The sequence below is a fragment of the Nocardioides nitrophenolicus genome (assembly GCF_016907515.1).
Classification (GTDB): domain Bacteria; phylum Actinomycetota; class Actinomycetes; order Propionibacteriales; family Nocardioidaceae; genus Nocardioides; species Nocardioides nitrophenolicus.
The window spans coordinates 5,605,604-5,628,091 of record NZ_JAFBBY010000001.1 but is presented as its reverse complement, the minus strand read 5'-3'; the positions used below and the strand labels follow the sequence as shown (position 1 = coordinate 5,628,091).

The 22,488-nt window shown below is 72.7% G+C and carries 28 protein-coding genes; 14 read left to right on the top strand and 14 right to left on the bottom strand.

The window, feature by feature from the left end; genetic code table 11:
- Window positions 1–10 precede the first annotated feature (10 nt).
- Window positions 11–469 (top strand): FxsA family protein, encoded by a 459-nt coding sequence (locus JOD66_RS27030; protein WP_205125986.1) that lies wholly within the window; start codon window positions 11–13, stop codon window positions 467–469.
- A 9-nt stretch (window positions 470–478) separates the two neighbouring features.
- Here the strand turns inward: JOD66_RS27030 and JOD66_RS27025 are convergent, their stop codons facing one another.
- From JOD66_RS27025 to JOD66_RS27010, 4 genes are all read right to left on the bottom strand, one after another.
- A complete protein-coding gene (locus JOD66_RS27025; RefSeq protein ID WP_141007454.1) occupies window positions 479–868 on the bottom strand; it encodes an RNA polymerase-binding protein RbpA in 390 nt (129 codons plus the stop codon).
- Between the two features lie 128 nt (window positions 869–996).
- Window positions 997–2,340, bottom strand: coding sequence for an MFS transporter (locus JOD66_RS27020; protein WP_205125985.1), 1,344 nt, complete (start codon window positions 2,338–2,340; stop codon window positions 997–999).
- On the bottom strand, window positions 2,337–3,125 hold the full coding sequence (locus JOD66_RS27015) for a glycerophosphodiester phosphodiesterase family protein (protein ID WP_204839857.1): 789 nt from the start codon (window positions 3,123–3,125) through the stop codon (window positions 2,337–2,339). Before JOD66_RS27015 ends, JOD66_RS27020 begins: the two co-directional genes overlap by 4 nt.
- Entirely contained in the window at window positions 3,125–4,666 is a 1,542-nt protein-coding gene (locus tag JOD66_RS27010; protein WP_204839856.1) for a UDP-N-acetylglucosamine 1-carboxyvinyltransferase, read from the bottom strand. The genes JOD66_RS27015 and JOD66_RS27010 overlap by 1 nt, the downstream gene beginning before the upstream one ends.
- Window positions 4,667–4,730: 64 nt before the next feature.
- Here JOD66_RS27010 and JOD66_RS27005 point away from each other — a divergent pair, with 64 nt between their 5' ends.
- Both JOD66_RS27005 and JOD66_RS27000 read left to right on the top strand, forming a co-directional pair.
- Window positions 4,731–5,747, top strand: coding sequence for a zinc-dependent alcohol dehydrogenase family protein (locus JOD66_RS27005; protein ID WP_204839855.1), 1,017 nt, complete (start codon window positions 4,731–4,733; stop codon window positions 5,745–5,747).
- Complete coding sequence (locus JOD66_RS27000; protein WP_204839854.1) at window positions 5,744–6,544, top strand: maleylpyruvate isomerase family mycothiol-dependent enzyme; 801 nt, start codon at window positions 5,744–5,746, stop codon at window positions 6,542–6,544. Before JOD66_RS27005 ends, JOD66_RS27000 begins: the two co-directional genes overlap by 4 nt.
- Here JOD66_RS27000 and JOD66_RS26995 read toward each other — a convergent pair.
- On the bottom strand, window positions 6,529–6,684 hold the full coding sequence (locus JOD66_RS26995; RefSeq protein ID WP_204839853.1) for a hypothetical protein: 156 nt from the start codon (window positions 6,682–6,684) through the stop codon (window positions 6,529–6,531). The two genes, JOD66_RS27000 and JOD66_RS26995, sit on opposite strands and share 16 nt — an antisense overlap.
- Before the next feature lie 121 nt (window positions 6,685–6,805).
- Between JOD66_RS26995 and JOD66_RS26990 the strand changes: the two genes are divergently transcribed.
- Window positions 6,806–7,645 (top strand): SDR family oxidoreductase, encoded by an 840-nt coding sequence (locus JOD66_RS26990; RefSeq protein ID WP_204839852.1) that lies wholly within the window; start codon window positions 6,806–6,808, stop codon window positions 7,643–7,645.
- A 6-nt stretch (window positions 7,646–7,651) separates the two neighbouring features.
- Here JOD66_RS26990 and JOD66_RS26985 read toward each other — a convergent pair whose 3' ends face one another.
- From JOD66_RS26985 to JOD66_RS26975, 3 genes are all read right to left on the bottom strand, one after another.
- Window positions 7,652–9,241: an FAD-binding oxidoreductase gene (locus JOD66_RS26985; protein WP_204839851.1), complete on the bottom strand. Its 1,590-nt coding sequence runs from the start codon at window positions 9,239–9,241 to the stop codon at window positions 7,652–7,654.
- 131 nt (window positions 9,242–9,372) lie between these two features.
- On the bottom strand, window positions 9,373–9,768 hold the full coding sequence (locus JOD66_RS26980) for a hypothetical protein (protein ID WP_204839850.1): 396 nt from the start codon (window positions 9,766–9,768) through the stop codon (window positions 9,373–9,375).
- Between the two features lie 10 nt (window positions 9,769–9,778).
- On the bottom strand, window positions 9,779–10,597 hold the full coding sequence (locus JOD66_RS26975) for an alpha/beta hydrolase family protein (RefSeq protein WP_204839849.1): 819 nt from the start codon (window positions 10,595–10,597) through the stop codon (window positions 9,779–9,781).
- Window positions 10,598–10,662: 65 nt separating this feature from the next.
- Here JOD66_RS26975 and JOD66_RS26970 point away from each other — a divergent pair, with 65 nt between their 5' ends.
- The 6 genes from JOD66_RS26970 to JOD66_RS26945 are packed head-to-tail and all read left to right on the top strand — an operon-like array spanning window position 10,663 to window position 13,690.
- Complete coding sequence (locus JOD66_RS26970; RefSeq protein ID WP_204839848.1) at window positions 10,663–11,232, top strand: TetR/AcrR family transcriptional regulator; 570 nt, start codon at window positions 10,663–10,665, stop codon at window positions 11,230–11,232.
- Window positions 11,233–11,247: 15 nt separating this feature from the next.
- On the top strand, window positions 11,248–12,012 hold the full coding sequence (locus tag JOD66_RS26965) for a glucose 1-dehydrogenase (RefSeq protein ID WP_204839847.1): 765 nt from the start codon (window positions 11,248–11,250) through the stop codon (window positions 12,010–12,012).
- Window positions 12,009–12,518, top strand: coding sequence for a helix-turn-helix transcriptional regulator (locus JOD66_RS26960; RefSeq protein ID WP_307823741.1), 510 nt, complete (start codon window positions 12,009–12,011; stop codon window positions 12,516–12,518). The genes JOD66_RS26965 and JOD66_RS26960 overlap by 4 nt, the downstream gene beginning before the upstream one ends.
- Before the next feature lie 5 nt (window positions 12,519–12,523).
- Complete coding sequence (locus JOD66_RS26955) at window positions 12,524–12,934, top strand: VOC family protein (RefSeq protein ID WP_204839846.1); 411 nt, start codon at window positions 12,524–12,526, stop codon at window positions 12,932–12,934.
- Window positions 12,935–12,942: 8 nt separating this feature from the next.
- Entirely contained in the window at window positions 12,943–13,410 is a 468-nt protein-coding gene (locus JOD66_RS26950) for a pyridoxamine 5'-phosphate oxidase family protein (protein ID WP_204839845.1), read from the top strand.
- 10 nt (window positions 13,411–13,420) lie between these two features.
- Complete coding sequence (locus JOD66_RS26945) at window positions 13,421–13,690, top strand: hypothetical protein (protein WP_204839844.1); 270 nt, start codon at window positions 13,421–13,423, stop codon at window positions 13,688–13,690.
- Between the two features lie 7 nt (window positions 13,691–13,697).
- On the opposite strand, the gene helR is transcribed toward JOD66_RS26945, so the two are convergent.
- Window positions 13,698–15,833: an RNA polymerase recycling motor ATPase HelR gene (gene helR / locus JOD66_RS26940; protein WP_204839843.1), complete on the bottom strand. Its 2,136-nt coding sequence runs from the start codon at window positions 15,831–15,833 to the stop codon at window positions 13,698–13,700.
- A 136-nt stretch (window positions 15,834–15,969) separates the two neighbouring features.
- Between helR and JOD66_RS26935 the strand changes: the two genes are divergently transcribed.
- The 3 genes from JOD66_RS26935 to JOD66_RS26925 are packed head-to-tail and all read left to right on the top strand — an operon-like array spanning window position 15,970 to window position 17,720.
- Window positions 15,970–16,431 (top strand): VOC family protein, encoded by a 462-nt coding sequence (locus tag JOD66_RS26935; RefSeq protein WP_204839842.1) that lies wholly within the window; start codon window positions 15,970–15,972, stop codon window positions 16,429–16,431.
- Between the two features lie 23 nt (window positions 16,432–16,454).
- Window positions 16,455–17,201: an SDR family oxidoreductase gene (locus JOD66_RS26930; RefSeq protein WP_204839841.1), complete on the top strand. Its 747-nt coding sequence runs from the start codon at window positions 16,455–16,457 to the stop codon at window positions 17,199–17,201.
- Window positions 17,202–17,255: 54 nt separating this feature from the next.
- The gene (locus JOD66_RS26925) at window positions 17,256–17,720 is read left to right on the top strand and encodes a DUF3224 domain-containing protein (protein WP_204839840.1); all 465 of its coding nucleotides are present in this window, start codon (window positions 17,256–17,258) and stop codon (window positions 17,718–17,720) included.
- Here the strand turns inward: JOD66_RS26925 and JOD66_RS26920 are convergent.
- Both JOD66_RS26920 and JOD66_RS26915 read right to left on the bottom strand, forming a co-directional pair.
- The gene (locus JOD66_RS26920) at window positions 17,698–18,456 is read right to left on the bottom strand and encodes a hypothetical protein (protein WP_204839839.1); all 759 of its coding nucleotides are present in this window, start codon (window positions 18,454–18,456) and stop codon (window positions 17,698–17,700) included. The two genes, JOD66_RS26925 and JOD66_RS26920, sit on opposite strands and share 23 nt — an antisense overlap.
- A complete protein-coding gene (locus JOD66_RS26915) occupies window positions 18,453–18,998 on the bottom strand; it encodes a sigma-70 family RNA polymerase sigma factor (RefSeq protein ID WP_204839838.1) in 546 nt (181 codons plus the stop codon). The genes JOD66_RS26920 and JOD66_RS26915 overlap by 4 nt, the downstream gene beginning before the upstream one ends.
- Window positions 18,999–19,086: 88 nt before the next feature.
- Between JOD66_RS26915 and JOD66_RS26910 the strand changes: the two genes are divergently transcribed.
- Window positions 19,087–19,308: an LbetaH domain-containing protein gene (locus tag JOD66_RS26910; RefSeq protein ID WP_204839837.1), complete on the top strand. Its 222-nt coding sequence runs from the start codon at window positions 19,087–19,089 to the stop codon at window positions 19,306–19,308.
- Here the strand turns inward: JOD66_RS26910 and JOD66_RS26905 are convergent.
- The 3 genes from JOD66_RS26905 to JOD66_RS26895 are packed head-to-tail and all read right to left on the bottom strand — an operon-like array spanning window position 19,223 to window position 22,475.
- Window positions 19,223–20,014, bottom strand: a complete 792-nt coding sequence (locus JOD66_RS26905) for a class I SAM-dependent methyltransferase (protein ID WP_204839836.1) — start codon at window positions 20,012–20,014, stop codon at window positions 19,223–19,225. The two genes, JOD66_RS26910 and JOD66_RS26905, sit on opposite strands and share 86 nt — an antisense overlap.
- Before the next feature lie 47 nt (window positions 20,015–20,061).
- A complete protein-coding gene (locus JOD66_RS26900) occupies window positions 20,062–21,597 on the bottom strand; it encodes an MFS transporter (protein ID WP_204839835.1) in 1,536 nt (511 codons plus the stop codon).
- Window positions 21,594–22,475 carry an alpha/beta fold hydrolase gene (locus tag JOD66_RS26895; protein ID WP_204839834.1) on the bottom strand — a complete coding sequence of 294 codons (882 nt, stop codon included), beginning with the start codon at window positions 22,473–22,475 and terminating at the stop codon, window positions 21,594–21,596. The genes JOD66_RS26900 and JOD66_RS26895 overlap by 4 nt, the downstream gene beginning before the upstream one ends.
- Window positions 22,476–22,488: the final 13 nt, after the last annotated feature.

Genomic DNA, 22,488 nt, shown 5'->3' with positions numbered 1-22,488 from the left:
GAAGCAGACGATGAGCACGAGGACCGCACGCAGCCGGAGGGCGGCGCTGCTGCTGTTCGTCGTCTTCGTGGTGATGCCGATCCTCGAGATCGTCGTGCTGATCAAGGTCGGCCAGGTGATCGGCCCGTGGTGGACGATCCTGCTGCTCGTCGTCGACAGCATCCTCGGCGCCTGGCTGATGAAGCGCGAGGGCCGACGGGCCTGGCTCGCGCTGCGCGAGCGGATCGAGACCGGCCGGATGCCGCACCGTGAGCTCGCGGACGGTGCGCTGGTCATGCTCGGCGGAGCGTTCCTGCTCAGCCCCGGCTTCATCTCCGACGTCCTCGGCCTGCTGCTGATCCTGCCGGTCACCTGGCCGCTGTTCCGCGGCCTGCTGGTGGCCTACGCCGGACGCCAGGTCGTCCGGCGCGCAAATGTCACTCGCCCCGGACCGACGGTGGTCCGGGGCGAGGTGATCGACGAGCAGTGATCCGGCGGATCAGGCCTTCGCCGGCTTCTTCTTGCGGGCGTTGGCACGGTGCAGGTGCGCCGGGCCGATCTCGCCGCCGCGGAGCAGCTCCAGACGCTCGGTGAGGATCTCCTCCAGCTCCTTCTCGGAGCGGCGCTCCAGCAGCATGTCCCAGTGGGTGCGCTGGGGCTTCTCGGCCTTGACCTCACGCTCGATGCCGGCGGTCGACTCGGCCTCCAGACCGCAGCGCGGGCACTCCCAGACCGCGGGCACCTCGGCCTCGATGGACATGGTGATCTCGAACTCGTGTCCCTGGGGACACTTGTAGCCGACCTGCTGTCGTGCTGCGAACTCGATACCCCGCTCGTCCTCGAAGGACTGGCCCCCCAGTCGGGCACCGCGCAGTGTGCGCTCAGCCATCAGACTTCACCTCCCATGTTTCGTCTATCCACTCAACGCTACCCAGGCCGAAAAGGTTCCAACCCGGATCCGCCCAGGACGGGACCCCGGTCCAGACCAGTCGGGACCCCGCCGCCCCGGATCCGCGCTCAGACCACGGCTGGCCGGGCGTTGCCGGCCTCGCGGATGCCCCGCTCCGTGTCGACCCGGAGCAGCAGCAGCCCGCCGATGACGAAGAACGCGATGAGGGCGAAGATCGCGGGCCGGTAGGAGTCGGTGAGCTGGTAGACCAGCCCGAACGTGAGCGTGCCGAACCAGGACGTGCCGCGGTCCATGGCGTGGTAGAGGCTGAAGTACTCCGCCTCCTTGCCGCGCGGGATGAACAGCGAGAAGTACGACCGCGCGAGCGCCTGGGTGCCGCCCAGCACGATGCCGATCGCCACGCCGAGCAGCAGGAAGGACACCATCTGCTTCTCGGGGACGACGAGCGCCACCGTGACGATCGCCATCCAGCCGACCAGGCCCGCGAGGATGACCTTCTTGGCGCCGTGGCGCCCGGCGACGCGGGCGAACAGCAGGGCGCCGCCGATGCCGACGAGCTGGACCAGCAGGTAGGTGCCGAGGACGAAGCCGTCGCCGAAGCCGAGCTCCTTGGTGCCGAAGGTCGACGCCGAGTTGATGACGGTCTGGATGCCGTCGTTGAAGAACAGGTACGCCGCCAGGAAGGTGAGCGCGACGGGGTAGTTGCGCAGGTCCTTCAGCGTGGCCCAGAGCTGCCCGAACGACCGGGCCAGGGCGCCGCCCTCGACCTCCTCCACGGCGACCGGCTCGTGGCGCCGGATGCCGCGCCACGGGATGACCATGAAGGCCGCCCACCACACGGCCGCGGAGAGCAGCGAGAGCCGGACGGCCATCTCCTTGTCGAGGCCGATCGCGTCGTGGAAGCTGACCATCAGGAAGTTGACGGCGAGCAGCAGCCCGCCCCCGGCGTACCCGTAGGCCCAGCCGGTCGACGACACGCGGTCGCGCTCGCTCTCGGTCGAGATCACCGGCAGGATCGAGTCGCTGACCACGATCGCGGCGCCTCCGGCGAGGTTGGCCACGATGAAGGCGATGCTGCCGTAGAGCCAGTTCTCGCCGCTCATGAAGAACAGCCCGCCGGCCGCGGCCGCGCCGAGCCACGAGAACGCCACCAGGAGGTCGGGCTTGCGCGCGATCCGGTCGGCGTAGGCGCCGATCACCGGGTAGAAGAAGACGCTGAGCACCGTCGAGAGCGTGATGACGTACGACGGCAGGGCCCCCGGCGCGATGGAGAGCCCCAGCACGTGCAGCCGGCCGTGCTCACCGACGGCATTCTCCGCCACCGAGATCAGGTAGGGCGCGAAGAGCACGCCCGCGACCGTGGTCTGGAACGCCGAGGCGGCCCAGTCGGTGAAGTACCAGGCGCGCTGCTCGCGCGCCCGGTTGAGCGGCCCCAGGTCCGCGATGCTCATGTCGTCCCTCCCTGCGCGGACCACCATTGGCCGCGTCCCTGGAGGACATCCTTGAGCAGATCAGTGCGGTCCGTGAAGAGCCCGTCGACGCCACGGTCGAGCAGCGTGGTCATCTCGGCCGGGTCGTCGATGGTCCACACGTGCACCTGGTGGCCCGCGGCGTGGGCCCGGCGGACGAACCCGGCGGTGGTCACGGTGAGCCCGCGCTGCCGGTGGGGGACCTGGAAGGCGGCGAAGCCGTCGCCCGCCAGCAGCCGGGCCAGCCGGGCGCTGGGGGAGAGCCGGAACACCACGATCTGCCACGGGTCGGCGGCGGTCGGGACCCGGCCGTCGGTGAGTGCCCGGAACCGGCGGATCCGGGACCGCGAGAAGGACGCGACGAGCAGCCGGTCCCACAGCTCGCGCTCGCGGACCAGGGTGGCGAGCGCGTCGACCGCGCCGTCGGCCTTGAGGTCGATGTTGAAGCGGGCGCTCGGGAAGGCGTCGAGCAGCTCGACCAGGGTCGGGACCTGCTCGCGCCCGCCGATCCTGGCCCGGCGTACCTCGGCCAGGGTGAGCTCGCGGACGGCGCCGCGCTGGTCGGTGACCCGGTCCAGCACCTCGTCGTGGAAGGCGAGCAGCACGCCGTCCGCGGTGAGGTGGACGTCGGTCTCGAGGTAGTCGTAGCCCAGCTCGGCGGCGTGCCGGAACGCCGCGAGGGTGTTCTCCAGGCCCTCGATCTCGGGGTGGTAGGCGCCACCGCGATGGGCGAAGGCCAGCACCTTGCCCTGCGGGAGGTAGCCCATCAGATGTCGCGGAAGGTCTCGATGTCCGCGCCGAGCGAGCTGAGCCGCTCGGCGAGGTCCTCGTAGCCGCGGTGGATGACGTAGGTGCTGCGCAGCACGGAGGTGCCCTTGCTGGCCAGCATGGCGAGCAGGACGACGACCGCCGGCCGCAATGCCGGCGGGCAGACCAGCTCGGTGCCGGTCCACGACGTCGGGCCGTCGATCTGCACCCGGTGCGGATCGAGGAGGGTCACCCGTCCGCCGAGCTTGCTGAGCTCGGTGAGGTAGATCGCCCGGTTGTCGTAGACCCAGTCGTGGAGGTAGGTGGTGCCGTCGGCCACCGCCGCGATCACCGCGAAGAACGGCAGGTTGTCGATGTTGAGGCCGGGGAAGGGCATCGGGTGGATCTTGTCGCGGGGAGCGACCAGGTCCGAGGGGTGGGTGGTGATGTCGACCAGGCGGGTGCGGCCGTTGGCCGCGAGGTACTCCTCGGACAGGTCGTAGCGGAAGCCCATCTCCTCGAGCACCGCGAGCTCGATCTCGAGGAACTCGATCGGCGCGCGCCGCACGGTGATCTCGGAGCGGGTCACGATCGCGGCGGCGAGCAGCGACATGGCCTCGATCGGGTCCTCGCTGGGGGAGTAGTCGACGTCGACGTCGATCGACTCCCGCCCGGTGACGGTGAGGGTGGTGGTGCCGATGCCCTCGACCTCGACGCCGAGCGCCTGGAGGTAGAAGCACAGGTCCTGGACCATGTAGTTCGACGAGGCGTTGCGGATGACGGTGGTGCCGGGGTGGAGGGCGGCGGCCATGAGGGCGTTCTCGGTCACCGTGTCGCCGCGCTCGGTGAGCACGATCGGGCGCCCGGGGACGATGGCCCGGTTGAGCTGGGCGTGGTACCAGCCGTCGGTCGCCTTCACCTCGAGGCCGAAGGGCCGCAGCGCCGACATGTGCGGCTCGACGGTGCGGGTGCCGAGGTTGCAGCCGCCGGCGTAGGGCAGCTCGAAGGTGTCGGTGCGGTGGAGCAGCGGGCCGAGGAACATGATGACCGAGCGGGTCCGCCGCGCGGCCTCCTCGTCGATCCGGGTCAGGTCGAGGTCCTTGGGCGGAATGATCTCGAGGTCGTTGTCGGCGTTGATCCACCGGGTCTGCACGCCGATGCTGTCGAGCACCTCGAGCAGCCGGTTGACCTCCTCGATCCGCGCGACCTTGCGCAGCGTCGTCCGACCTCGGTTGAGCAGGGACGCGCACAGCAGTGCGACGCCGGCGTTCTTCGAGGTCTTGACGTCGATGCTGCCCGACAGCGTGGTCGGGCCCTTGACCCGCAGGTGGGTCGGGCCGGCGCCCAGCGCCACGATCTCGGAGTCGAGGGCGGCGCCGATCCGGGCCAGCATCTCCAGGGAGAGGTTCTGGTGCCCCTTCTCGATGCGGTTGATCGCGCTCTGGCTCGTGGCGAGCCGCTCGGCGAGCTGGGCCTGGGTGAGGCCCCGGTGCTTGCGGGCGTCGCGGATCAGGTTGCCGATCCGGCCCTTGTAGTCCTCGTGGGACGGGTCCAAGCTCATGCGACGACGGTAACTCACATATGAGATAACGCAAGACGCCACGGCGATCTGAAAGGATCCTCACATGCGTGCGACCACCATCCACGGTACCCGTGACATCCGCGTCGACGAGGTTCCCGACCCCACTCTGCGCCAGCCCACGGACGCGATCGTGCGGATCACGGCGGGCTGCATCTGCGGCTCGGACCTGTGGCCCTACCGCGGCGAGAACCCGATCCGCCCGGGCGCCACGATCGGCCACGAGTGCATCGGCGTCGTGGAGGAGGTCGGCGCCGAGGTGCGCGACGTCCGGGTCGGCGACTTCGTGGTCGTGCCCTTCTGTCACTGCGACAACACCTGTGCCCACTGCCGCAACGGCGCCCAGTCGGTCTGCACCAACCTGGGGTTCACCGCCAGCGGCCAGGCCGAGTACGCCCGGGTCAACCAGGCCGACGGCAGCCTGGTCCGCACGGGCGGCGTCCCCGACGCCGACCTGGTGCCCTCGCTCCTCGCGCTGTCCGACGTGATGCCCACGGGCTGGCACGCCGCCGTGTCCGCCGGTGTGCGGCCCGGCCACACCGTCGTCGTGGTCGGTGACGGCGCGGTCGGGCTCTCGGGCGTCCTGGCCGCCTCGGTCATGGGCGCCGAGCGGATCATCGCGATGTCGCGCCACGAGCCGCGCCAGGCCGTGGCCCGGTCGTTCGGCGCCACCCACGTCGTCGCGGCCCGCGGCGAGGAGGCCGTCGCGGAGGTGCTCGAGCTGACCGACGGGGTCGGTGTCGACGCGGCCCTGGAGTGCGTCGGCACCGACGCCGCGATGACCACCGCGATCGAGGTGACCCGCCCCGGTGGCGGCGTCGGCTTCGTCGGGGCGCCCCACGGCGTCGAGCTCTCCGCGCGCCGGCTCTTCGACAAGAACGTCGGGGTCCGCGGCGGGATGGCGCCGGTGCGCCGCTATCTGCCCGAGCTGCTGCCCATGGTCCTCGACCGCCGGATCGACCCGGGCCAGGTGTTCGACCTGACCCTGCCGCTCGCGGAGTCGCCCGACGGCTACCGCGCGATGGACGAGCGGCGCGCGATCAAGGTGCTGCTGCAGCCGTGACCCGCCTGGCTCCCGCCGCCTACCTCCACCACCTGCGGGTCGAGTCGGCGCGCTTCGCCGAGGTGCTGGGAAGCTGCCCGCCCGATGCGCGGGTGCCGTCGTGCCCCGACTGGGACGTCGCCGACCTTGCTTGGCATCTCACCGAGGTCCAGCACTTCTGGACCCATGTGATCCGCCATCGGCCCGCGCCGCCGGAGGCGTACGTCGAGCCCGAGCGCCCGGCGACCTACGCCGAGATCCTGGCGACCTTCCGCGCCACCCACGACGCCTTCGCGGCGGTCCTGGGGGCGGCCGATCCCGCGGAGCCCGCGTGGTCGTGGTCGGTGCCCGGCGACCAGCGGGTCGGCTTCACCTACCGGCGACAGGCCCACGAGGCGCTGATCCACCGCCTCGACGCCGAGCTCGCCGCCGGCGCCATCACCGGGCTGCCCGCGGACCTGGCGGCCGACGGGATCGACGAGGCCCTCGGCGTGATGTACGGCGGGCTGCCGCCCTGGGGCCGCTTCGACCCGCGCCCTCAGTACGCCGAGTTCCGGGCCACGGACACGGCGACCTCGGTCTGGGTGCAGCTCGGCACCTTCTCCGGAACGACGCCCGAGGGCGTCGAGCGCAGCGACGAGCCGGACCAGCACGTCGTCGCCGCTCCCGGGGTTCCGGCCGACCTGGTGGTCACCGGGACCGCGGCGGACCTCGACGCCTGGCTGTGGCACCGCGTCAGCGACGAGCGGGTCACGATCACCGGCGCCGACGACGTGCGCGCCCACGTGGGCGCGGTCCTGGGTCAGGCGATCGACTGACCCCGGTGCTCGCGGGCCTCGGCGGCCTGGGCCCTGCGCCCGGACCGGCCGGCGACCAGGACCACGCCGAAGAGCGCAGCGACGGCGAGGACGAACAGCAGCACGAGCGCCAGCAGGACGACGATGGCGAGGAGACTCATGCCATCCACCCTCGCATGACCTGCGTCACATCGTCAGAGTGAGATGAGTCACACGGCGCGGCGCCCGATTGCGACTCGGGGAGGACGACATCCTGGCCGGTCGGCGGCGAGGATCGCCGCCATGGGCGACCTCGACGGCAAGACCTTCCTCGTGACCGGGGCCAACACCGGGATCGGCAAGGAGACGGTGCGGGGCCTGGCCGCGCGTGGTGCGCGGGTGGTGATCGCGGGTCGCTCGGAGGAGCGGACCCGGGCCGCGATCCGCGAGCTGACGGCCGCCACCGGCAACCACGACCTGGACTTCCTGCCGCTCGACCTCGGCGACCTGGAGTCGGTGCGCGCCGCGGCGCGGACCTTCCTCGCGTCGGGGGAGCGGCTCGACGTCCTGGTCAACAACGCGGGCCTGGCCGGCAAGCGGGGAATGACCGAGAGCGGCTTCGAGCTGGCCTTCGGCACCAACCACGTGGGCCCGTTCCTGCTCACCGAGCTGCTCCGCGACCGGATCGTCGAGACCGGGCCCGGCCGGATCGTCAACGTCGCGAGCGCCGGCCACTACCGGGCCCGCGGCATCGACTGGGAGGCCGTGCGCCGGCCGTCGGTCACCCGTACCGCGTTCGACGAGTACTGCGTCTCGAAGCTGGCCAACGTGCTGCACGCCCGCGAGCTCGGCCGGCGGCTGGCGGGGACCGGCGTGACGACGTACTCGCTGCATCCGGGGGCGATCGCGTCCGACGTGTGGCGCGAGGTGCCGTTCGGGCTGCGGCAGGCGATGAAGCTGTTCATGAAGTCGCCCGAGCAGGGCGCGCGGACCTCGCTGTACTGCGGCACCTCGCCCGAGGTCGCCGACGCCACCGGCCGCTACTACGACGCCGAGCGTGAGAAGACGCCGTCGAAGGTCGTCACCGACGAGCTGGCCGGCGAGCTCTGGGCGCGCAGCGAGGAGTGGGTCGGGCCGGCCTGACCGGGCTCACACCAGGACCCCGGGGTTGAGGATTCCGGCCGGGTCGAGCGCTGCCTTGGCCGCCCGCAGCGCCGCGGCGAAGGGCTCGGGCCGCTGCGCGTCGTACCAGGGGCGATGGTCGCGTCCGACCGCGTGGTGATGGGTGATGGTGCCGCCGTGGTCGGCGATCGCGGTCGAGACGGCGACCTTGATCTCGTCCCACTGGGCCACGGTGCTGCCCCAGCGGCCGCCGGCGTAGATGCCGTAGTACGGCGCCGGGCCGTCGGGATAGACGTGGGTGAACCGGCAGGTCACGACGCCCTGACCGTCACAGACCTCGTCGATCGCACGCTGGGCGGCGCCGGTGACCGCGGCGTGGAAGGCCGGGAACGCGTCCCAGGTGCACGCCGTCTCGAAGGTCTCGACGACCATCGAGCGCCGCGCGAGGGCGTCGCGCTGGTAGGGCATCCGGAGGAACGCCGAGCGCCAGGCCTGCGCCGCGTCGTCCCGACCGGGGGCATCGGTGCGGTCGCGGGTCGCCAGGACCTCGCCGCCGTGGTCGCCCACCAGCTCCAGGGCGCGCTCCAGCCAGGCGTCGACCGGGTGGTCGGCCGACTCGAACGCGAGGATGAGCAGGCCACCGCCGACGCTCGTGCCGGCGTTGATGAGGGCCTCGGCCGGGTCGAGCAGGCGACAGTTGGCGGGATGCAGCCCGGACTGGGCCACGGCCCGGGTCGCGGCCACCGCGGCGTCGTAGGCGCGGAAGCCGACGGTGGCGGTGCGCTGCCACCGCGGGCGCCGCTGGAGCCGCATCCAGGCCTCGGTGATGACGCCGAGAGTGCCCTCGGAGCCGAGGAACATCCGGTCCGGCGAGGGCCCGGCGCCGGACCCGGGCAGGCGTCGGGACTCGCCGGTGCCGGCGGGAGAGACCACCCGGAGCGACTCGGTGAGGTCGTCGATGTGGGTGGCGAGGGTGGCGAAGTGGCCCCCGGCGCGGGTGGCGAGCCAGCCGCCGAGGGTGGAGAACTCGAAGGACTGCGGGAAGTGCCGCAGGGTCAGGCCGTGGGGGCGCAGCTGGTCCTCGAGCGCCGGGCCGTGGACGCCGGACTGGACCCGCGCGGCGCGGCTGACCTCGTCGACCTCCAGCACCCGGTCCAGGGCGGTCAGGTCGAGGCTGACCGCGGGTGCGTCGAAGCGCGGCTCGACCCCGCCGACGACCGAGCTGCCGCCGCCGTAGGGCACCACGGGGGTAGCGGTCGACGTACACCAGTCGAGGACGTCGACCACGTCCCGCTCGTCGCGCGGCCGGACCACGAGGTCGGGCACGTGGGCGAGGTCGCCGTGGAGGTTGCGGACGACGTCGCGGAACGCCTTGCCGCGGGCGTGCCCGAGCCGGTCGACGACGTCGACCGAGCAGAGCGGGGCGAGGGAGGCGGGCGGCCGCAGCCGGGGCCGGGGGACGTCGAGACCGCGTGGGTCCGGCGGTGCGTGGTCGGTGAGGTCCTGGTGCGGGAGCAGCGCCGAGACCCGGTCGGTCAGCGTCGCGACCTCCGCCGCGCTCAGCTGGGCCGTCTCGGTGCCCCAGCCCCACCAGGACCGGTCACTGCGCTGGCTCATCGGGAGCTCCTGTCGTCGGGGTCGAGGTGGGGTCGATCGGTTCTCCCGTCGTACCGGACGATCTGGTCGCAAATCGGTCGAGACCACGACGATTTCGTCCGGTACGACGGCTCTGGTTGGCGCGAGGACTCTCAGGCGGTCGCGAGGATCAGGGCCACCGGCAGGCCGACGGCGAGGGCGAGCACGGAGACCAGGATCAGCACGAGGGCGAGCAAGCCGGGGGAGCGCTGCTTCTCGAAGCCGATCGCCCCGCGGAGGAAGGTCAGCGCCGGTGCGGCGTAGTAGACGTCGACGACCTGCCCCGGGCCCACCTGGAACTGCTGGTCCGCCTGCCCGTAGGTCCACATCCACTGGGCGTGGCCGGAGACGGTGTGCACCCCGGGCGGCATCGGGTAGACGTTCTCGCCGTAGCGCGCCGGCACCGGCCAGCCGTTGATCTTCACGCTCGGCGTGATCATGCTCAGCATCCGGTTGCCCTGCAGGTGCAGGCGGAGGTGGCCGGGCGGCGGGGGTGGCGGCTGGCTCATGCCCCCGACCCTAGGGTGCGCCGAGCAGCTCGGTGAGTGCGGTCCAGGCAGCGCTGCCGAGCCTGCGGTCGGCCTGCTCGCTGCCGCCGCGCCGCATCCGCCGACCCGCCGTGACGACCTGCTCGCCGGGCAGCACCGCCCGATGACCGGCGTCGGGATCGGCCACGAGTGCGGTCGGTCGGCCGTGGCGGGCTCGGCGCAGCACGATCTCCTCGGCCTGCTCCCGCGCCGGCCACACCTGGTCGTCGTCCCCCGCGACGAGCACGACCTCCGCGATCCGCTCGACCGGGAGGGTCGCGGCCGCCACCTCGTCGGGAGCGGCGGCCCGGGAGCGCGCATAGAGGTCCCGGTACGCCGGCGGGTCCGTCGTCGGCTCCCAGGGCACGAAGCGCACGAACGGCACCGGGGCGCCGTCGAGCGTCCAGTGGGAGGTCTGCCGGCCCTCCTCGGTCACCCCGGCCCACACGACGTCACTGGGCGCGAACGCAGCCACGCCGTCGATCGGGGCGTCGGTGAGGGAGGCCGTCGCGAGCGCCGCCTCGGCACCGAAGGACACCCCCACGAGTACCACCCGGTCGCACTCCCCGGCGAGCGCCACGGCCCGCGCCGCGAAGGTCTCCAGCGGGATCTCCCAGGGGCCGTCGTGCTGCCCGGGACCGCCGAACCAGCGGATCGACTCCGCGAGGACGCCCTGATCGGCCAGCAGCCGAGCGCGCTGGTCGTCGACCCGGCCGCTGGAGCCGCCGAGCACCAGGGCGCCCACCCCGCGCTGCTCGTCCGGCTCCCAGCGGACGCCGACGGGGCTGGACAGCTCGATCCGGCGGGCCATGACTGCGACCCTACTCACACCCGGCATTAATGGCAGATCCTGCCACTTCGGCGTACGGTGGAGCCATGGCCCGACGCCCACCGGACGAGGAGACCCTGCTCGGGGTCGCCCGGGCCTGCGCCGACGTCTTCGTCGCCGCCGGCGACTCCAGCCCCACCGTCGCCACCCTGGTGGCCGCGGCCGGGCTGTCGGAGCGCACCTTCCACCGCTGGTTCCCGACCAAGCCCGACTGCCTGCGCCCCCTCTTCGACGACGGAAACCGCGCCTACGCCGCGGCGCTGGCGACACAACCCGCCGACCTGCCGCTGGGGGAGGCGCTGTGCCGGGCCTTCGTCGCGACCTTCGCGGACGGCTCCGACGACTCCTCGCGGGCGCTGATGCGCACGGTCTTCGGCGACCTCGCCCTGCGCCGGGTCTGGCTGGAGGCGAGCTACGCCACCACCCCGGCCCTCCGCCCCGGCGTCGCCACCCGCCTCGGCACGACCCAGGACGCCGTCGCGACCACCGTCGGCTGCGGCCAGGCGATCGTGCTGGCCATTGCCGCCCTCACCCACATGGTCGAGGACGGGCTCACCGCCCCCGAGGCGGCCGCCGCGGTCGGCGCGGCGCTCTTCGCCGACGTACCTCACCACTGAGAGAAGGCAGAAACCATGGACCTGCAGGACAAGGTCGTCCTCGTCACCGGCGGCGCGCGAGGACTCGGCGCCGCGTTCGCGCGCGGCATCGTCGCGGAGGGTGGGCGCGTCGTGATCGGCGACCTGCTCGACGACGACGGCGCCGCGGTCGCCCAGGAGCTCGGCGCGGCCGCGCGCTACGTCCACCTCGACGTCACCGACGAGGACTCCTGGGCCGCCGCGGTCGCCGCCACCCTCGACACCTTCGGCAGGATCGACGGCCTCGTCAACAACGCCGGCATCTCGGCCACCGGCCAGCCGACCGCCGACGAGAGCACCGAGACCTTCCGCCGGATCATCGAGATCAACCTGGTCGCCGTCCACACCGGCCTGCGCACCGTCGTCCCGGCGATGCGCACCGCCGGGGGCGGCTCGATCGTCAACATCTCCTCGGCCGCCGGACTGATGGGCATGGCCCTCACCAGCGGGTACGGCGCCGCCAAGTGGGGCGTGCGCGGGCTCACCAAGCTCGCGGCCGTCGAGCTGGGCCGCGACCGGATCCGGGTGAACTCCGTGCACCCCGGCATGGTGCTCACCCCGATGACGGCGCCGACCGGGATCGTCGCCGACGAGGGCGGCTTCCCCAACAACCCGTTCCGCCGCGTCGGGCGCCCCGAGGAGCTGGTCGGCGCGGTGCTCTACCTGCTGAGCGACGCGGCGTCGTACACCACCGGCGCGGAGCTCGCCGTCGACGGAGGCTGGACCGCGGGACCGTCGGTGGAGTACATCATGGGTGCGTGAGCACCCTCGATCCCGAACGGTTGCGCACCCTCACGCTGCTGCGTCGGGTGCGCGACCGGATCGACCGCGAGTACGCCCGGCCGCTCGACGTCGAGGCGCTGGCCCGCGACGTGCACATGTCGGCAGGGCACCTCAGCCGGGAGTTCAAGAAGGCGTACGGCGAGCCGCCCTACTCCTACCTGATGACCCGCCGGATCGAGCGCGCGATGGCCCTGCTGCGCCGCGGCGACCTCAGTGTCACCGACATCTGCTTCGAGGTCGGCTTCTCCTCGCTCGGCACCTTCAGCACCCGGTTCACCGAGCTGGTCGGCGTACCGCCGAGCGCCTATCGCGACGACGCCCCGTCGCCCGAGGACGGGCTCGCCGAGCCGCCGTCGTGCGTCACCAAGAAGGTGACCCGGCCCGTGCGGCGGGGCGGTGCACAGACCAGTCCGGACGTCCCCGCGGCCGGTCCCGCATCGGTCAGGAATCGAGAAGCACCCCACTTCGAGACGCCACTAGCGTGAGCGACATGGACATCAGCATTCAGCACAGCTTCCTGCCCCAGACCGACCCCGAGGCCTCGCTGGCCTTCTACCGCGACGTGCTCGGCTTCGAGGTCCTCAACGACGTCGGCTACGGCGAGATGCGCTGGATCACCGTGGCACCCAAGGGCTCCACCGGCCCCTCGATCGTGCTCGCGCCGCCCGCCGCCGACCCCGGCATCACCGACGACGAGAAGCGCGTCGTCGCCGAGATGATGGCCAAGGGCACCTACGCCACGATCGTTCTCCGCACCGACGACCTCGACGCGACCTTCGAGCAGATCCAGGCCACCGGCGCCGAGGTCATCCAGGAGCCGATCGACCAGCCGTATGGCGTGCGCGACTGCGCCTTCCGCGACCCGGCCGGCAACCACGTCCGCATCAACCAGGCCGGCTGAAGTCCCGCGTGGCCGCCCTCGACCCGCCCCCGGCACGCGACCGGGCGACCCGGCAGGCCGACACCCGCGCCCTGCTCGCGACACCCGCGATCGACGTCTGGGTCGCGACCGCGTCGGCCGCCGGCGTCCCCCACCTGGTGCCGGTGTCCCTGGCCTGGGTGGGCGAGCGGGTCGTCGTCGCGGTCGACGGCGGCTCGGTCACGGCGCGCAACCTGCTCGCCTCCGGGCGCGCCCGGCTCGGGCTCGGTCCGACCCGTGACGTCGCCATGATCGACGCGGTCCTGGAGCGCTCGGTCGGCGTCGATGACGACCCCGCCCTCGGGGCGGCGTACGCCGCCCAGGCCGACTGGGATCCCCGCGGCCTGGCCGGCTACGTCTTCCTCGTGCTGCGTCCCGAGCGGGTGCAGGCCTGGCGCGAGTCGAACGAGACCGTGGGCCGCACGATTCTGCGGGCGGGGAGGTGGCTCGAGCCCTAGGCTCTCGGGCGTGATCGAGCTCAAGGGCCTCAACGGCGAGTCGCTGGTCTTCGACGGCGCCACCCTCGCCAAGTTCCGCCACAACGGTCTCGACGAGGCCGCCCGCAATCCGGTCTCGACCTACCGGGAGGTGCAGGTCAAGCACAAGCCCGGCAAGCGCGGCAAGGAGGGCCGGTACGACGTGCTGGTCGCCATGTCGTCCTTCCTGTCGCTCTCGATCGCCGAGGACGCGAAGCCGCTCCTCGACGAGCTGGTCGCTGCCCTGGAGGCCGGCCAGTAGGCCCGACTCAGGTCACGAGCACCAGACGCTGGGTGGCCCGGGTCATCGCGACGTAGCGGTCCACGGCACCCTCGATGCCGGTGCCGAACTGGTCCGGATCGACCAGCACGACCAGGTCGAACTCCAGCCCCTTCGCATGCTCGGGGCTCAGCGAGCGGACCCGCGGGGTGTCGGCGCGATCGGGGTCGCCGATGACGCAGGCGACGCCCTCGGCGTGGGTCCGCTCCCAGTCGGCGAGGATCGCGTCCAGGTCGGCGCGGCCGGCCTGCTGGACCGGTACGCCGGTGCTGCGGACCGAGGTCGGCACGTTGGCGTCGGGAAGCACCGCGCGGATCACCGGCTCCGCGGCCGCCATCACCTCGGTCGGGGTGCGGTAGTTGATGGTCAGGCGGGCGAGCTCGATGTCGTGCAGTCCCGCGCGCCCCAGCCGCTCGGACCACGACTCGGCGAAGCCGTGCCGGGCCTGGGCCCGGTCGCCCACGACGGTGAAGCTGCGCGACGGGCAGCGGCGCAGCAGCATCTGCCATTCCGCGTCACTGAGCTCCTGGGCCTCGTCGACGACCACGTGGGCGAACGGGCCGGCGTACCGGTCCGGGGTGGGCCGCTCCTCGGTCGCGAGCGCGCCGCGCAGGTCCGCGCCGCGCAGCATCGACATGATCATCATGTCCGAGTCGTCGGTCGCGATCAGGTGGTCGACCACGCGGTCCATCTCCTCCCGCTCCCGCGCCGCGGTCGCCTCCTGCCGCCTCCGCTCGCGCGCCGTGTCGGGATCGCCGAGCCGGGCTCGGGCGGCGTCGAGGAGCGGCAGGTCGGCGGTGGTCCAGGCCTGAGGGCCGTTCCGGCGCAGCGCCCGCACCTCCTCGGGGGACAGCCAGGGCGCGCAGTGCCGCAGGTACGCCGGCACCTCCCACAGGTCGCCCACGAGATCGGTCGCCTCGAGCATCGGCCAGGCCCGGGTGAGCGCCGTGGTGAGCTCGCGGTTGCGGCGCAGCGACGCGCGGAGCTGCTCCTCTGTCGCGTCGACCTCGTCGTGCTTGTCGACGAGGATGTCGAGCAACGCCTCCCAGACCTGGTCGCGGGCCTCGTTGTGGGGCGTGCCCGGATCCGGCGCGGCGAACGCCTCGGCCCAGTCGGTCGCGCTCAGCCACACCTCCGACCACGCGGACTCGACGACCATGCCCTCGGTCGGCGGCTCCTCGAAGAGCCGGACGGCGGGCTCGACGGCGCCGACCAGGGCGGCGTCGGCCTTCAGCCGGGCCACCTCGGGATCGCGCTCCTCGACCGCGGTCCGGCCCTCGGTGACGAGGTCGCGCAGGGTGCACGTGCGCACCCCCTCCTCGCCGAGGCTGGGCAGCACGTCGGCGACATAGGCGAGATACGGCTCGTGGGGACCGACGAAGAGCACGCCGCCGCGGCCGTCACCGAGGCGGGGGTCGGCGTACAGGAGATAGGCGGCGCGGTGCAGTGCGACCACCGTCTTGCCGGTCCCGGGGCCGCCGTCGACGACCAGCGTCCCGCGCGAGCCGGCTCGGATGATCGCGTCCTGGTCGGCCTGGATGGTGGCCAGCACGTCCCGCATCCGCTCCGAGCGGCTGCTGCCCAGGCTGGCGACGAAGGCCGACTGGTCGTCGAGCGCGGCGCCGCCGGCCGCGAGCGCCTCGGCGCCGAAGACCTCGTCCCAGTAGTCGCTCACGCGCCCGGCCGTCCAGCGGTAGCGGCGTCGGCTGACCAGGCCCATCGGCTCGGCGTGCGTGGCGCCGAAGAAGGGCTCGGCGGCCGGGGAGCGCCAGTCGACGAGCAGTCGCCGGCCGTCCGCGTCGGTGAGTCCGAACCGGCCCACGTAGACGGTCTCGCCGGTCGTCGTCACCATCCGGCCCAGACACAGGTCGAGCCGGTAGCGGCGCAGGGCGCGCAGCCGCGCGCTGAGCCGATGCACCTCGAGGTCGCGGTCCATCGCCTCCTGGCCGGTGCCACCCGGCTGCCGGCGTACGTCGGCGAGGCGGTCCTCGAGCTCCGCGACCGTGTGCTCGAGGCTGGTCTCGATGGCGGCGAAGCGGGTCCGGTCGGGCCCGATCAACGCGGGGTCGGCTTTCGCGGGGTGATCGTGCAGGTCGAACGCGTCGGTCAAATCCTCAGCTCCCATGGGCGTTTCGTGTGTCCTCCGCTCGGCGGAGACCGGGATTCTGCCCGCTCCAGGGGGCCTTGCCACAAGCCCCCCTGTGCGCTATACGTTGAAGACGGCAAGGGGTTGTGTCGGAGGTCTCCGATAGACCTGGACCATGAGCCGACACCTCCAGATCACCTTCGACTGTCACGATCCGCGCGCCCTCTCGACGTTCTGGCGCGACGCCCTCGACTACGTCATCCCAGGCCCGCCCGGGGTGCCGCTCGGCGAGGGCGACGACCCCTGGGCGGCCTGGGAGGCGTTCCTCGAGCGGATCGGCGTCCCGGAGTCCGAGCGCAACGCCCGCTCGGCGATCGAGGATCCCGACGGCGTGGGGCCGCGGGTGTTCTTCCAGCGGGTCCCGGAGGACAAGGTCGCCAAGAACCGGGTCCACCTCGACGTGCGGGCCGCGCCGGGCCTGGCGGGGGAGGAGCGGATGGCGGCGCTCGAGGCGGAGTGCGAGCGCCTGGTCGCTCTGGGGGCGCGGCGCGTCGAGCGCCATGAGCCGGCGCCGCCGATGGCCGGGGGACACATCGTGATGGCGGACCCGGAGGGCAACGAGTTCTGCCTGGACTAGAAAGGAGTCGATAGCGTCGTCGCATGGAGCGACGACTGGCGGTGGTGACCGGTGGCAGCCGCGGGATCGGTGCGGCCACGGCCCGGATGCTGGCCGGGTCGGGATGGAGCGTGCTGCTGACCTACCGCTCCGAGCGGGCCGCGGCGCAGGCGGTGGTCGCGAACTGCCTTGCGGCCGGCGCGTGGGCCGAGGCGGTCGAGCTCGACGTGAGCGACGAGGGTGCGGTCGAGCGGGTGTTCCGCGCGCTGCCCTCGGAGGCGGGGCCGCTGCGCGGGCTGGTCAACAACGCCGGGATCGTGGCGCCGACCTCCCGGGTGGTGGACCTGTCCGCGGAGCGGGTGCGCCGGGTGCTCGAGGTCAACGTCCTGGGCGCGCTGCTGTGCGCCCGGGAGGCGGTGCGGCTGATGGCGCCCCCGGCCGGATCCGGCGGCGCGATCGTCAACGTCTCCTCGCGGGCCGCGGTGCTCGGCTCGCCGGGGGAGTACGTCGACTATGCCGCCTCCAAGGCCGCCGTCGACACGCTGACCCGTGGGCTGGCGGTCGAGACCGCTGACCAGGGGATCCGGGTCAACAGCGTGCGGCTGGGGCTGATCGACACCGAGATCCATGCCCGCAACGGCGAGCCCGGCCGGCTGGCGCGAGTGGCCCCGTCGGTGCCGATGGGACGCCCCGGCACGCCCACCGAGGCGGCGGCCGCGGTGTGCTGGCTGCTGGACGAGTCGTCGTCGTACACGACCGGCGCGGTGCTGGACGTGTCCGGCGGGCGCTGAGCCTGTCGGGTTCGTTCAAGCGGGGTGTCGGTCGCCGGCCCTACGGTCGGACCCATGAGAGCCGCCGCGACCTTCACCGTGTCCGACTGGACGCCCCTCGACCTCCCGACGTCCGTGGGCGGTGGCGACGTACCACGGACCGCGGCGCCGGCCGACGCTGCCGCGATGGTGAAGACCTTCGCCGGCGATCTGGCCGGCCGCTCGGTCACCTGGTTCGTCGGCGGCCTCAACGCCGACACCGGAGCCGGCACCTATGTCGCCGTCGAAGCGTTCGAGGGCACCCTCGGCGATCGGTCGGGGAGCTTCGGGTTCGTGCACGCCGCCTCGACCCACGGCGACGACCGGTTCGACGAGCACTTCACCGTGGTGCCCGACAGCGGCACCGGCGCGCTGACCGGGATCAGCGGCCGGGGCTCGCTCACCGTCGACGCCGACGGCACCCACCGGGTCGAGCTCGACTACACGCTGCCCGACCAGGGTCGGCCAGGGAGCGTGGTCAGCCCACCGGCGCGACGCTGACCTTGGTGCCGACCACCTGGCCCGCGGCGTCGAGGAAGGTCAGCGTCACCTGCGGTACGCCGACCGCCTCGGGCAGCGCCGCGCCGTAGCCGTGCGAGTCGGCTCGCACGGGCAGCGTCCGGTCCACCCCGGGCGCCTGCACGCGCACCTGGGTCGCGGTGGGCCACGGCGAGATGCCGTAGACGAGCGGCTCGCTGTCGGTGAAGTAGCCACCCAGCTGGTCCGGCGCGGTCACCTCCTGCGGCGGCACGTCGTCGCCGACCCAGATGACGCCGTCGCAGCCGTACTCGAGCTCCTGCTTGGTCGGCGTACCGGTGCCGTCCCAGACGCCGTCGCTCATGGCGTAGCAGACCTTGCCCGTGGAGGAGGTCGCCACCCAGAACGCGAAGACGCCATGGTCGGTGTCGAACTTCGCGACCAGCGCCGGTTCGTCGAGGCGCCCGAGCCCGTTCCCGGTGGTGTTCGGCTGGCGGGCGAAGTCGTGGATCACGCTCGACACCACCTCGGTGGGGCCGCCGATGGCGACAGCGGTCGCGGCGCCGATGATCGGCAGGGCCAGGCCGAGGCCGATGGCGGTGCGTCGCCGGGTGCGCCGACGTCGTACCGCCGCGGGATGGGGGAGTGCCCGGTCCTCTCGGAGGATCCGAGCCAGCGTCGCCTCGGACCAGTCGGGGTCGAGGGGCGGGGGAGTCGGGGCGAGGGCGGTGATGCGGGCGGGGCCGAGGTCGGTGGTCATCGGAGTCCCCCTTCGGTGAGAGGTCGGTGGGGAGTGGCGGCGTAGGACTGCGCCGGTGGGTCGAGCGCGCTCAGTGCCGCGCGGGCGCGGTGCGCCCGGACCCGGAAGGTCCCGGGCCGGATCCCGAGGACCTCGGCCGCCGCATCGGGGGAGAGCCCGTCCCAGGCGACCAGCAGCAGCGCCTCCCGCTGGCTGTCCGGCAGCGACGCGAGCGCCTCCAGCGCCGCCATCCGGTCGGTCGCCAGCATCGCCGCGTCGCCCTCGGGCCGGGCCGCTCCGTCGAGCAGCGCCAGCCGGTCCGCGAGCGCCGTACGTCGGCGTGCGGAGCGCCGGCTGTTGCCGATCACCTTCCGGGCGGTCGCGATCAGCCACCCGATCGGCGGCTCCGGTACGTCGGCCCAGCGCCGCCAGGCCTGGGCGAAGGTCTCGGCGACGACGTCCTGGACGTCGTCGGCGGCCACGTGACGGCGTACGTAGGCGGCCACGCGTGGGCCGTCACGGCGCCACGCCTCGCTGAACTCGACGTCCTCGGGAGTGCTCATGTCCTTGTAGTGTCCGGCTCGTCGCTGGTGTTACCGCAAACCCGCGCGCCGCGCGCCGGGCGACCAGGTTCGTGCCAGCATCCTTTCCGTGCGCAACGAGCAGCGGATCCCCACCCGAACACCCGAGTCCCGCGCGTTCGCCGAGCGTGTGGCCGTCGTGATGGACCTGACCGCCCGCCTCAACGCCCTGCCGTTCCCCGACCTCGACGGGCGCCGCGCCCTGCTCACCCAGATCCTCGGCCCCGACATCCCCGCCGACCTGACCATCCTGCCGCCGTTCCACTGCGACGACGGCCGCATGCAGCCGTGACCAGGTCCAGAGCACGAGGCAGCTGTACCCCGCGATCGTCCTCCAGCTCGTCGTAACGGTAGGGCCAGCACGACAGCAGCTCCGAGCGGACGGACACCGCCCCGGCCGCATCGAGCTGCGCGATCGCTATCTCGATGCGGTGCTCGTCCTCCCAGCGCGGTGCGATCTCCCAACGGTAGATCACCACGGCATCGCGACCGTGCCGACGGACGAGTCGTTCGCGAACCTCGAGTCGCGAACCCCTGGCCCGCACGCGTTCCCACGTGCGGGAGGTCAGCACCAGACGCCCGCCGCGGCACAGGAGTAGCGCCATCGACTCCAGAGCGGCCGCTCTGCCCTGCGCGCCCACGGCATGGTGCAGAGAGTTGCCGACGCAGAAGACCATGTCGAAGGCCTCGCTCTCGCCATGGTGGCGCAGCTCCTCCCAGCTGGCCCGCACCGTGCGGACAGTCGTCCCGTGCTTCTCGGACAACGCCGCGGTCCGGCGAACCATCCCTTCGCTGGCGTCCGTTGCTACCACCTCGATGCCACGCGCGGCGAGGCCGACCGCCAACTGTCCGGTACCGCACGAGCAGTCCAGGACCCGGGGGTTCGGCGGCAGCAGACTGAGGACGTCGTCGAACGCCGCGGCGAACTCGGCCGGATCCAGCTTCGCGTCCGCGATGAGCCATTCGTACACCTCGGACAGCACGTCATAGCTGGTCATCTCCGCTACCTCCGTCACGTGGCAGACGCACGCTGGATGCCAGTACATCAACGGAGCGAGCCGGATCGCCAACCATTTCGCGTGGCCCGACTGGCCACCGGCACCGGCCGGAAGTCGCGCCCGGGCAGCGCGAACACGCCGGCCGCGGCCGCGGCGTAGCAGAGGCCGGCGACGAGCAGGCAGGACGCCGTGAGGCCGGACAGGAACGAGTCTCGGGCGATCTCGAGCAGGGCGGGATCAGCGGCGGCGACCCCGAACGCGAAGGGCACCGAGTCGGCGGCCTCGGTTGCCTTGCCCGTGGCGACGAAGGCGCTGTCGAGCAGCCGGGAGCCGAAGATCGACAAGAAGGTCGAGCCCACGACGGCGACGCCGAGGGTCGAGCCGAGCTCGCGGGTCGCGTCGTTGACGGCCGAGCCGATGCCGGCCCGCGAGGGCGGCAGCACGAGCATGATCGACTCGGTCGCTGGGGTTGAGATCAGCCCCATGCCCAGGCCCATCAGCACCATCTGCGGCACGATCGTCGACCAGTACGGCGTGGCGACGTCGACGCTGCCGGCGATCCACGCCATCGCCGTACCGAACGAGATCAACCCGGTGACGACGACCGAGCGCGTGCCCAGACGCGGGGCGAGCAGCCCGCCGACGATCGAGGCGACCGCGATCGACAGGGCGACCGGGAGGATGCGGGCTCCGGTGGACAGCGGCCCGAACCCGCGCACCACCTGGAAGTACTGCGTGATCAGGAAGATGAATCCGGCCAAGGCGAAGAAGGTGACGGTGACCGCGCCGCTCGCCGCGCTGAACCTCCGGTCCGCGAACAGCCGTACGTCGAGCATCGGGTGGGCCGCGGACCGCTCGGCCGCGACGAAGGCGACCGCCAGCGCGACCGCGATAGCGAAACCGGTCAGGCTCGCGGAGCCGGCCCAGCCGCGCGCGGGGGCCTCGATCACCGTGTAGACGAGGACCCCGAGCAGCGCGGTGGAGAGGGCCAGGCCGCGCAGGTCCAGCGCCGGGACCGAGTCGCCGCGGGACTCCGGCACCAGCCAGAACCCGAGCGCCGCGGCCACCAGGGCGAGGGGGACCAGCGCCCAGAACACGCTGCCCCAGTAGAAGTGCTCGAGCAGCAGCCCGCCGGTGACGGGTCCGGAGGCGACGCCGACGCCGACGACCGCGCCCCACCCGCCCAGCGCGGCCGCACGCTGGCGTCGGTCGGGGAAGCTGTTGGAGATGATCGAGAGCGTCGTGGGGAAGATCAGCGCCGCGAAGACGCCCATCCCGAAGCGGGCCGCGATCAGCGCGCCGGTGCTGTCGACCAGTGCGCCGGCCGCGCTCGTGATCGCGAACCCGAGCAGCCCGACGAGGAGTGCTGGTCGTCGTCCGTAGCGGTCCGAGAGGCTGCCCGCGGCGAGCACCAACGCCGCGAACGACAGGTTGTAGCCGTCGACCACCCACTGCAGGCCCCGGGTGCTCGCGCCGAGCTCGCCGGCGATGCTGGGCAGCGCGACGTTGACGATGGTGACGTCGAGGTTGATCGCGAGGACGGCGGCATAGACCGCTACCAGGATGCCGGCCCGGCGACTCACGCGACGTCCGCGGGATGCCAGGAACGGATCGCGGCCGCGAACTCCTCCGGCGCGTCCGACCCGACGTACAGGCCGGCGTCCTCGACGATCGCGGTCTCGTGGTCGGGGAAGGTGGCCTCCAGGCGCGCGCGCTCCTTGGTGCGGAACACCTTGTCCGCGCCGCCCCACACGATGAGCGTGGGGAGGGGGGAGAGGACGGTGAGGCCGGACTCGAGCTCCTGGAAGAAGGAGCGACTCGCGGTGATCCGGCGGGGGAGCACGGCGGCGGCCTGCCGCCGGCGGGAGCTGTCCTGCGCACGTCGGTAGTGGTCGAGCTCGGCGGGCGTCGGCCTGCGCCGGCGGTGCCCGGCGGGGACGAAGGCGTTGACGACCAGGTTCGACTGTCGGGCGAGCGCGCGGAGGGGTGCGGAGCCGCCGATCCGCGAGAAGAGCTCGAAGTAGGGGTCGCCGTTGGTCGGCCAGGCCCAGGTGTTGGCGAGCACCAGCCGGTCGAAGGTGCCGGGACGACGCCGACCGGCCGCGAGGCCGATGGGACCGCCCCAGTCCTGGCCGACCAGGGTCGCGCCGACGATGCCGAGGGCGTCGGCGAAGGCCGTCACCACCTCGGCGTGCTCCTCCGGCAGGTATCGGTACCCGGCCTTCGCGGTCGACAGGCCGAAGCCGGGGTAGTCGAGGGCGATGCACCGGAAGTCGGTCCGCAGCTCACGGATCACGTCGCGCCAGAGGAAGGACCAGGTCGGGTTGCCGTGCAGCATCACCAGGATGGGCCCTGAGCCCTCGTCGACGTAGTGGACCCGATGGCCGTCCACGTCCACGAAGCGGCTCTCGAACGGGAACAGCGTGTCGTCGACCCATGCGGGCCGGACTCCTGCGGGCATGGCCGGGTTCCTC